This is a genomic window from Marinobacter sp. UBA2498, from assembly GCF_002341575.1.
Taxonomy (GTDB): domain Bacteria; phylum Pseudomonadota; class Gammaproteobacteria; order Pseudomonadales; family Oleiphilaceae; genus Marinobacter; species Marinobacter manganoxydans.
Genome location: NZ_DDOI01000010.1, coordinates 1 through 9353 on the forward strand (window position 1 = coordinate 1; position 9353 = coordinate 9353).

The window sequence follows — 9353 nt, forward strand, 5'->3', positions numbered from 1 at the left end:
ATACCCGCGGTGAAGAAGTCAGCCGCCCGGCAGACGATGTGATCGCCGAAGTGGCCCACCTCGCCAGCCAGGGTGTTCGCGAGGTTAACCTGCTGGGCCAGAACGTGAATGCCTACCGTGGCGAAACCCACGACGGCGACAACATGGACCTGGCGGAGCTGATCGAGCTGATCGCAACCATTGATGGCATCGACCGGATCCGGTACACCACATCGCACCCGGTGGAGTTCTCTGATGCTCTCATTGAGGTCTATGAGCGCGTTCCGGAGCTGGTCAGCCATCTGCACCTGCCAGTTCAGAGCGGTTCCGACCGTATTCTGGCGGCCATGAAGCGCGGCCATACAGCCCTGGAGTACAAATCCAAACTCCGCCGCCTTCGCAAGATCCGCCCGGACATCAGCTTTTCGTCCGACTTCATCATCGGCTTCCCGGGCGAAACCGAGAAGGACTTTGAAGACACCATGAAGCTGATCAACGACATCGGCTTCGACATGTCCTTCAGCTTCGTTTACAGCGCACGGCCCGGCACGCCGGCATCAGATCTGCCGGACGATACGCCGATGGACATCAAGAAACAGCGGCTGAGCATCCTGCAGGATCGCCTGAACCAGAACGTGATGGACATCAGCCGCAAGATGGTGGGTTCTACTCAGCGGATTCTGGTGACTGGCTTGTCCAAGAAAGACCCTGGTGAGTATGCGGGGCGTACCGAGAACAACCGGATTGTGAATTTCCGGCATGAGAATCCGGAGGTTGTTGGGCACTTTATTGATGTCGATATTGTGGAGGCCTATCCCAACTCACTTCGCGGTGTGCCCGTGAATTCGGAGTTTTACTAAAGCTCGGATCCTATTCGTCTTGGGTTTGGAGTTTGGCGAGTGGTGGGGCTCCCCTCCCAAAAACCGCTACGAGCACCCGCAAGCGGGTCCAGCCAGCAATCGTAGATTGCTGTCGCTCCGCGGCACGCGAAGCTTCGCTTCTAAAGCGTTTGCTCCGCCCATGTGCGCTTGGCGTCGGCCATCCTTGGCCGCCGACATTTTTGGGAGGGGAGCCCCACCACTCTCCGTAGGCCCCAGAGCCGTCTGCCCAGTTTATGCTCCGCATTCGTAGGTTGGATTGGACGAATTCGTAATCGAGCAACATGCCTGTAACGAAGAAACCAGTCGGATTACGCCTCCAGCTACTCCGATCTACTTGTTTTTTAGCATTCGGGCCTGCACATAGAATGATCAGGGCGAGGGCCGGAAGGTGTTTCCAAAAACGTGGAGCGCCAGGGATGGCGCGACCGAGCCCTACAGGGACGTATTTACGGGCGCTTTTTGGAAACACCTTCCGGCCCTTGCCCGTTTCACCAACATCAGATACTCGTTCTCCCAAACCAAAACGGAGCACTTTTGAACGCCAACGATCACAGACAATTTGACCTGCACCCGGTGGACCAGCGCCGGCTGGCGACGCTTTGTGGCCAGTTTGATGAAAACCTGAAGATGATTGAAAAACGCCTGCACGTGAAAGTCGGCAGGCGCGGCCATCATTTCCGAGTTGAGGGTGAGACCGAGCATGTGGCGGCGGCCGTTGAGGTTATCCGGCATCTTTATCGGGAAACCGAGGCTACCGATGACCTTCCTCCGGATACCGTGCATCTGTTTATCCGGGAAACCGGTTTTGAACGCCTGCCCGAAGACGTGCCCTACGATGGCGCTGTGACGGTCATCAAGACCCCCAAGCTTCAGGCCAAGCCGAGGGGCGCGAATCAGCAGAAGTATGTGCACAATATCCGCACCCACGATATCAACTTCGGGATTGGGCCGGCGGGTACCGGCAAGACCTGGTTGGCGGTGGCCTGTGCCGTTGAAGCACTGAAAGACGAGCAGGTGAAGCGGATTTTGCTGGTTCGGCCCGCGGTCGAGGCCGGCGAGAAGCTTGGTTTTCTTCCCGGCGATCTCGCACAAAAGGTCGACCCATACCTGCGTCCGCTGTATGACGCTCTCTATGAAATGCTTGGGTTTGACCAGGTTACCCGGCTGATTGAGAAAAGCGTGATCGAGATTGCGCCGCTGGCGTTCATGCGCGGCCGGACGCTGAACAACTCATTCATCATTCTGGACGAAAGCCAGAACACCACCCGGGAGCAGATGAAGATGTTTCTGACCCGGATCGGCTTTGGCTCCACGGCTGTGATTACCGGCGACACCACTCAGGTAGACCTGCCACGGGGTCAGAATTCGGGGCTTATTCACGCTGCCGGGGTTCTGAGCAAGGTATCAGGTATTGGGTTCACACGGTTCGAAGCAAAGGACGTTGTTCGGCACCCGCTGGTACAGCGGATTGTTGAAGCCTACGATTCCTTTGACGACGGGAGTGCGACGGGCCAGTGAATAAGCTGACTGTGGATTTTCAGCAGGTTTTTGAGGCGCCAGGAATACCTTCGGAGACGCAGGTTCAAAAATGGGCGCAACTTGCCTGGCAGGGCGAGGATCCGTCCGAGGTGACGGTCCGTATTGTCGGAACCGAAGAAAGCCAGGCCCTGAATCATCAGTACCGTGGGCGGGACTACGCGACCAACGTGTTGTCCTTCCCATTTGAGGCGCCAGCCGGTATAACGGTGCCATTGGCCGGAGATCTGGTGATTTGTGCACCGGTTGTCGAGAAAGAGGCCATGGAACAGGAAAAAACCCTGGTCGCCCACTGGGCGCACATGGTGGTGCACGGCATGTTGCATCTCCAGGGTTTTGATCATATTGAAGACGAAGATGCCGAGGTCATGGAAGCCCTCGAAGTCCGACTGCTTGCGCAGCTCGGATTCGGCAATCCCTACGAAGCAGAGGAAACGGAACAAGACTCATGAGCGACGATCAGTCGAGTCGCAGTCAGGGCGGCAAGTCCTGGCTGGAACGTATATCCCAGGCCTTCTCCAGCGGGCCTGAGTCCGTTGAGGACGTGCTGGAAATCCTTCGGGACGCCGAGTCCCAGAACATCATCGATGTTGATGCCATGAGCATCATCGAAGGTGCCATGCAGGTGATCGACATGCGGGTGGATGAGATCATGATTCCCCGCTCCCAGATGGTCACCGTAAAGGCATCCCAGGAGCCCAAGGAGTTCCTGGGCGAAATCATGGATTCTGCACACAGCCGGTTCCCGGTCATCGGGGACAGCCAGGACGACGTGATTGGCGTTCTTCTGGCCAAGGATCTGCTTCCCCTGGCTCTGAACAACGACCTCAACTGGAATCGTATCCGGGAAATTCTGCGCCCGCCCACTTTCGTACCCGAGAGCAAGCGTCTGAACCAGTTGCTCAAGGAATTCAAGGAAAACCGTAACCACATGGCGATTGTGGTCGACGAATACGGTGGTACGGCCGGCCTGATCACCATTGAAGACGTGCTGGAACAGATTGTGGGCGAAATCGAAGATGAGCATGATTTTGATGAAGAGACCCACATCAAGGCCCGGGGCGATGGCAGCTATGCCGTAAAAGCGGTAACACCCATTGATGATTTTAATGAATTCTTCGAGACCGAACTGGACGAAGAGGAATTCGACACCATCGGTGGCGTGGTTCTCAAGGAATTCGGACACCTGCCCAGACGGGGCGAATCGGTTGAATTCGGCGGTTTGCGCTTTACCATTGCCAACGCCGATAACCGTGTAATCCGTCTGCTGCAGGTAACCCGAAGTGAACAGTGACGCGAAAAATACCAGAGCGCTGAAGACCCCGCTTTCCTCAAACGCATTACTTGGCGCAGCAGCCCTTCTGGTTGCCGGCGCCATGCAAACCCTGACCTTTTCACCGTTCAACCTCTGGTGGCTGGGACCGGTTTCAGTCCTTCTTATTCTCCTCGTGACGGTTCCGCTGGCTCCAGAGAAGCTCTTCCGGGCCGGTTGGCTTACTGGCCTGGGGCTGTTCGGCAGCGGCGCCAGCTGGGTCTACGTCAGTATCAGCGAACACGGTAATACCGCCATTCCGATTGCCGTTTTGTTGACGGTTCTCTTTGTTGCAGGCCTGGCGCTGTTCCACGGCCTGGCCTTCTGGTTCTGGGGCAAACTGGCCAAGGACAGCCCGGCCCGGCGCCTGATCCTGTTTCCGGCCATCTGGATCCTGGGCGACTGGCTCCGGGGCTGGCTGCTCACCGGCTTTCCCTGGCTGTATCTGGGCACCGCGCACACTGACGGCCCACTGGCCGGGCTGGCACCTCTGACCGGCGTGCATGGCATCACGTTCTGGATTGCTGCGACCGGTGCCGCACTTTACGGCGGCTGGTGGCTGCTGAAGCGCCCCAAACCGGTGGCTGCGGGCGTTACCCTCTTTGTTGCCCTGATTCCCTGGCTGGTTGCCCCGGCCATGAACCGTGTCGAGTGGACGGAGCTAAACGAGGAGCCTACCTCGTTTGCCGCCATGCAGGGCAATATTCCCCAGCAGATCAAGTGGGACCCGGAGTTCCTGAAGGACCAGATCGTCACCTATCTGGGGATGACCGAAGACCATTGGGACACGGATCTGATCCTCTGGCCGGAAACCGCCATTCCCATTCCCCAGGATCAGGCTGGCAAGATCATCGATCACATCAGTGCAGAGCTGGGCGACAACAGCACCCTGATTACCGGCATACCCTGGTACGGATTCAGTGACCGAATTGAAGATTTCACGTTTCACAACAGCATCATGGCCATCGGCAACGGCGAGGGCATCTACCACAAGCAGAAGCTGGTGCCTTTCGGGGAGTACGTGCCACTGCAGAGCGTGTTGCGGGGGCTGATTGGTTTCTTCGATTTGCCCATGAGCGATTTCAGCCGGGGACCGGAGTGGCAGGATCCGCTCAAGGCCAATGGCGTCAATGTGATGCCCTTCATCTGCTATGAAGTCGCCTATCCGGATTTTGTTGCCTTTAATGCCCGGGGCGCGGGCCTGCTGCTCACGATCAGCAACGATGGCTGGTTCGGCGATTCCATTGGGCCGTTACAGCATCTGCAGATTGCCAGAATGCGGGCACTGGAAACCGGTCGCTACATGCTCCGGGGCACCAACAACGGCGTGACTGCGATCATCAATAACCGGGGCGAACTGACCGAAACCATCCCCCAGTTCGAGCGCGCCACCCTGACCGGCGAGGTGTTCACCGCCACGGGCAGCACGCCTTACATGCAGACTGGCTCCTGGCCGGTCCTGACCCTCGCAGTTATTCTCATCGTGTTTGTCCGGGAGCGGATTATTCCTCCTGTTTCGGCCAGCGGCTCGTAACCCGCTCGTAGTAGTGGGAGCCGCAGGCTTCACAGGGTTCCAGATGGCTGGTGGCTGTCAGACACCGCATGTGCCCGCAGTTCAGGCACTGGAACATACCAGCGGTGGCCACCTCGCCCGAGATGTACTGGCCCACTTCGTTGTTTTCCAGTTTCTGTTTGAGCTCCAGAAAGTCGACAACGGTTTTATCAGCAACCGAGAACAGGCTATCCGCCAGCTGGTGTTCCAGCAGGGCGATATCAAGCTGCAACCATTCACTCAGGCCTTCGCCGGTCTCTTCCACGAAGTGCAGAAGGTGCTCGAGATCTCTCTGGAGGTATTCGCCGAGCAGGGCCGCTTCATCTCTGGTCATTTCCTCCAGCTCGTACTCGAACTCCACCGCCCTCTGGACTTCTTCCTCAAGGTTCTGGAGCGATGTTTCCTCCAGGTCATGGAGACGCGTTTTTACCCGCTCCAGCATACGGTCGTAAACTTCCAGTGCCTTGCCTGAGAGATGACTTCTTTCTGGTTGTGTCATGTTGACTCCTTGATACCGCAAATCTGGGTGCAAGAGCCGGACTGCGCCCTCTCTTTCCGGGACACGCTGTGAATACATCCCTGTACGCTTGACTGCAGCATCCATGCTGCAGACAGTCCCGGAAAGAGAGGTCGAAGCCCGTCTCCCAAACCTTGGGAAAACACCTGCCGACTCCACTGCTTATGCCTGGGGCGCTGGCGGCGATGACTCCCCGGGACTGTGAGCAGCATGGATGCTGCGATCAAGCCTACACGGACGTATTCACGGCGTGTCCCGGGGAGTCATCGCCGCCAGCGCTACCCCCATATCAGCAAGTCTGGCACAAGAACAGAAAATTGGCAGACTACCTGTAAAGGCTAGTGTGCGTTAGAATGTCCGGCTCGCTCCAGACGTGATTTTTGATACAGGCTTTTATTTTTCCACACAAGGTAATTTCGGTAATGGCAGGAATGGACGAGCAATACAATCCCCGTGACGTAGAACAGAATGCCCGTGATTTCTGGGAAGAGAACAAGACCTTTATGGTCAAGGAAGAGCCGGGCAAGCCCAAGTACTACTGCCTGTCCATGTTCCCCTACCCCAGTGGCAAGCTGCACATGGGGCATGTCCGTAACTACACCATCGGCGATGTGATTTCCCGCTATCAGCGCATGCAGGGCAAGAACGTGATGCAGCCCATGGGCTGGGACGCATTTGGTCTGCCCGCCGAGAACGCCGCCATTGCCAACAAGACCGCGCCGGCCAAGTGGACCTACGCCAACATCGAATATATGAAGAACCAGCTCAAGCAGTTGGGCTTTGGTTACGACTGGAACCGGGAGCTGGCTACCTGCAAGCCGGATTATTACCGTTGGGAGCAGTGGTTCTTCGCACGCCTTTACGAAAAGGGGCTGGTGTACAAGAAGATGTCCACGGTGAACTGGGACCCGGTAGATCAGACGGTTCTGGCCAACGAGCAGGTTGTGGATGGCCGGGGCTGGCGTTCCGGGGCCCTGGTGGAACAGAAGAAGATTCCCCAGTGGTTTATCCGCATTACCGATTACGCCGAAGAGCTGCTGAACGATCTGGACCAGCTGGAAGACTGGCCTGAGCAGGTCAAGACCATGCAGCGCAACTGGATCGGCAAGTCTGAAGGTACCGAGCTGACCTTCCCGCTGAAAGACCGGGACAGTGGCCTGACCGTTTACACCACGCGCCCCGACACCCTGATGGGGGTGAGCTACATGGCCGTGGCCGCAGAGCATCCGCTGGCGAAAGAGGCGGCGGAGCGCCATCGGGACGTGGCTGAGTTTGTCGAGGAGTGCCGAAACAGCAAGACCGCGGAGGCCGAGCTGGCCACCATGGAAAAGCGCGGCATCGACACCGGTTTCAAGGCAATTCACCCGCTGACCCAGGAAGAGATCCCGATTTGGGTCGCCAACTTCGTGCTGACTGACTACGGCACCGGTGCCCTGATGGCCGTTCCGGGCCACGACGAGCGGGACCATGAGTTTGCCCGCAAATACAAGCTGCCCATCAAGCAGGTTATTGCTGCCCGCGATGGCCGCGAGATTGATGTGCAGGAAGAAGCGTTTACCGAAAAAGGCACGCTGGTGTCTTCTGGCAAATACAGCGGCCTGACCAGCGAGGAAGCCTTCGACGAGATTGCCAGCTACCTGGAAGAACAGAATATCGGCAAGCGCACCGTCAACTACCGCCTGCGCGACTGGGGCCTGTCGCGGCAGCGCTACTGGGGCTGTCCGATTCCGATGATCCATTGCGCAAAATGCGGCACGGTGGCGGAGAGGGAAGAAAACCTCCCCGTCAAGCTCCCCGATGACGTGACCTTTGATAAACCTGGCAACCCGCTCGATCATCATCCGACATGGAAACATGTCAAATGCCCCGAATGCGGCGGTGATGCGACGCGCGAGACCGACACGATGGATACCTTCGTCGACAGTTCCTGGTATTTCGCGCGCTTCTGCTCCCCCCGCGCCGATCTGCCGGTGGAGCGGGACAAGGTGGATTACTGGCTGCCTGTCGATCAGTATATCGGCGGCATTGAGCATGCGATCCTGCATCTGCTCTATTCCCGCTTCTATTCCCGCGCCATGATGCAGACCGGCTGGTCGCATGTGGCGGAACCCTTCGCCGGGCTGTTCACGCAAGGAATGGTCACCCATGAGACCTATAAATCGGCCAGCGGCGACTGGCTGCTGCCGGATGAGGTTGGCCAGAATGACGCAGGCAAGCTGGTGGAGCTCGCAACCGGCAAGCCCGTCACCGTCGGCGGGGTCGAAAAAATGTCGAAATCGAAGAAGAACGTCGTTGATCCCGGCGCGATTATCGAAAAATTCGGCGCCGACGCCGCGCGCTGGTATGTCCTGTCCGACAGCCCGCCGGACCGCGACATGGAATGGACCGATGCGGGCGCCACCGGCGCCTGGCGGTTCAAGCAACGGCTTTACCGCTATATCACTGAAAATGTCGACGCCATCGCCCCCATTGGCACAGCGGAACCCGGCGAATTTTCCGATGCGGCGAAGAAGCTGCGCAAGATCGCCCATAAAACGGTGTTGCAGGTTACAGAAAATATTGAAAACCTGCATTTCAATAACGCCATCGCCCGCATCTATGAGTTCATGAACGCCCTGGGCGAAGTGAAGTTCAGCGACGCGGCGGATATCAAATGGGCGCTGCGTGAAAGCATGGAAATGATCGTCAAGCTGGTCGGCCCGATGATGCCGCATCTGGCGGAAGAGCTGTGGCAAATGCTGGGCCATGACACCATATTGGTGGAAACCCGCTGGCCCGAAGCCGACCCCTCCCTCATTGTGGAAGACAGGGTCACCCTCGCCGTTCAGGTCAAAGGCAAGCTGCGCGGCACCATAGAGGTGGCGGTTGACGAGACGAAAGAAAAGATCGAAGAAATTGCACTGGCGCAGAAAACGGTCCAGAATGCGATTGGCGATGCCGCCATTCGCAAAATCATCATCGTGCCAAACCGGATCGTCAATGTCGTTATTTAGGGTCAGCCTTGTTTTTCTTATCTTAAGCCTGCTGTCGGCCTGCGGGTTCCAGCCGCTGTATGGCAGCGCCACGCGCAATGCCAATGTGCAGGAAAAGCTGGCGCTCACCTATATCGAACCGATCCGCGGCCGCACCGGCCAGACCTTGCGCAACGAGCTGCTGGATCTCGCCAATCCGTATGGCACTCCCGCAAAGCCGTCCTATCGTCTGAGTATCCGGATCGAGGAAATGTCCGAAGGTCTCGCCATTCAGAGCGATGACACCACGACCCGTTATAATATGCGGCTCAACAGTCATTTCGACCTTGTTGATCTCAAGACGAAACAGGTCATCTATTCCGGATCAACGCAGAATCTGGCCGCCTATAACGTGGTGGAATCGGAGTTTGCCAATCTGTCCGCTGGCAACAACGCCCGGCGGCGCGCCGCGCTGGTGGCGGCTGAGCAGATAAACCAGCAGCTGTCGGTTTTCTTCTCGGGGCGCTGATCCGGTGGAGATGAGCAGCAGCCGATTCCCCGCCTATCTCAAAGCCCGCGACGCGACACATCGGGTTTTCCTGTTTTTCGGGCCCGATGAAGGGCT

Annotated in this window: 8 protein-coding genes; 7 read left to right on the plus strand and 1 reads right to left on the minus strand. The window is 57.6% G+C overall.

The features are described 5' to 3' along the window. From miaB to lnt, 5 genes are all read left to right on the plus strand, one after another. A partial coding sequence (gene miaB, locus B2W52_RS00955; RefSeq protein WP_286801012.1) for a tRNA (N6-isopentenyl adenosine(37)-C2)-methylthiotransferase MiaB occupies positions 1–839 on the plus strand: 839 nt, incomplete at its 5' end. A 555-nt stretch (positions 840–1394) separates the two neighbouring features. Then, positions 1395–2378, plus strand: coding sequence for a PhoH family protein (locus tag B2W52_RS00960; protein ID WP_008170111.1), 984 nt, complete (start codon positions 1395–1397; stop codon positions 2376–2378). Continuing rightward, positions 2375–2848, plus strand: a complete 474-nt coding sequence (gene ybeY / locus B2W52_RS00965) for an rRNA maturation RNase YbeY (protein WP_008170109.1) — start codon at positions 2375–2377, stop codon at positions 2846–2848. The genes B2W52_RS00960 and ybeY overlap by 4 nt, the downstream gene beginning before the upstream one ends. Then, complete coding sequence (locus B2W52_RS00970; protein WP_008170107.1) at positions 2845–3690, plus strand: HlyC/CorC family transporter; 846 nt, start codon at positions 2845–2847, stop codon at positions 3688–3690. The genes ybeY and B2W52_RS00970 overlap by 4 nt, the downstream gene beginning before the upstream one ends. Then, on the plus strand, positions 3680–5242 hold the full coding sequence (gene lnt / locus B2W52_RS00975; RefSeq protein ID WP_286801013.1) for an apolipoprotein N-acyltransferase: 1563 nt from the start codon (positions 3680–3682) through the stop codon (positions 5240–5242). Before B2W52_RS00970 ends, lnt begins: the two co-directional genes overlap by 11 nt. On the opposite strand, the gene B2W52_RS00980 is transcribed toward lnt, so the two are convergent. Further along, on the minus strand, positions 5211–5759 hold the full coding sequence (locus tag B2W52_RS00980) for a zinc ribbon-containing protein (protein WP_008170105.1): 549 nt from the start codon (positions 5757–5759) through the stop codon (positions 5211–5213). The genes lnt and B2W52_RS00980 overlap by 32 nt on opposite strands. A 449-nt stretch (positions 5760–6208) precedes the next feature. Between B2W52_RS00980 and leuS the strand changes: the two genes are divergently transcribed. After that, the gene (gene leuS / locus B2W52_RS00985) at positions 6209–8770 is read left to right on the plus strand and encodes a leucine--tRNA ligase (RefSeq protein ID WP_286801016.1); all 2562 of its coding nucleotides are present in this window, start codon (positions 6209–6211) and stop codon (positions 8768–8770) included. Continuing rightward, positions 8757–9257 (plus strand): LPS assembly lipoprotein LptE, encoded by a 501-nt coding sequence (lptE, locus tag B2W52_RS00990; protein ID WP_286801014.1) that lies wholly within the window; start codon positions 8757–8759, stop codon positions 9255–9257. The genes leuS and lptE overlap by 14 nt, the downstream gene beginning before the upstream one ends. The last annotated feature ends 96 nt before the right edge of the window (positions 9258–9353 follow it).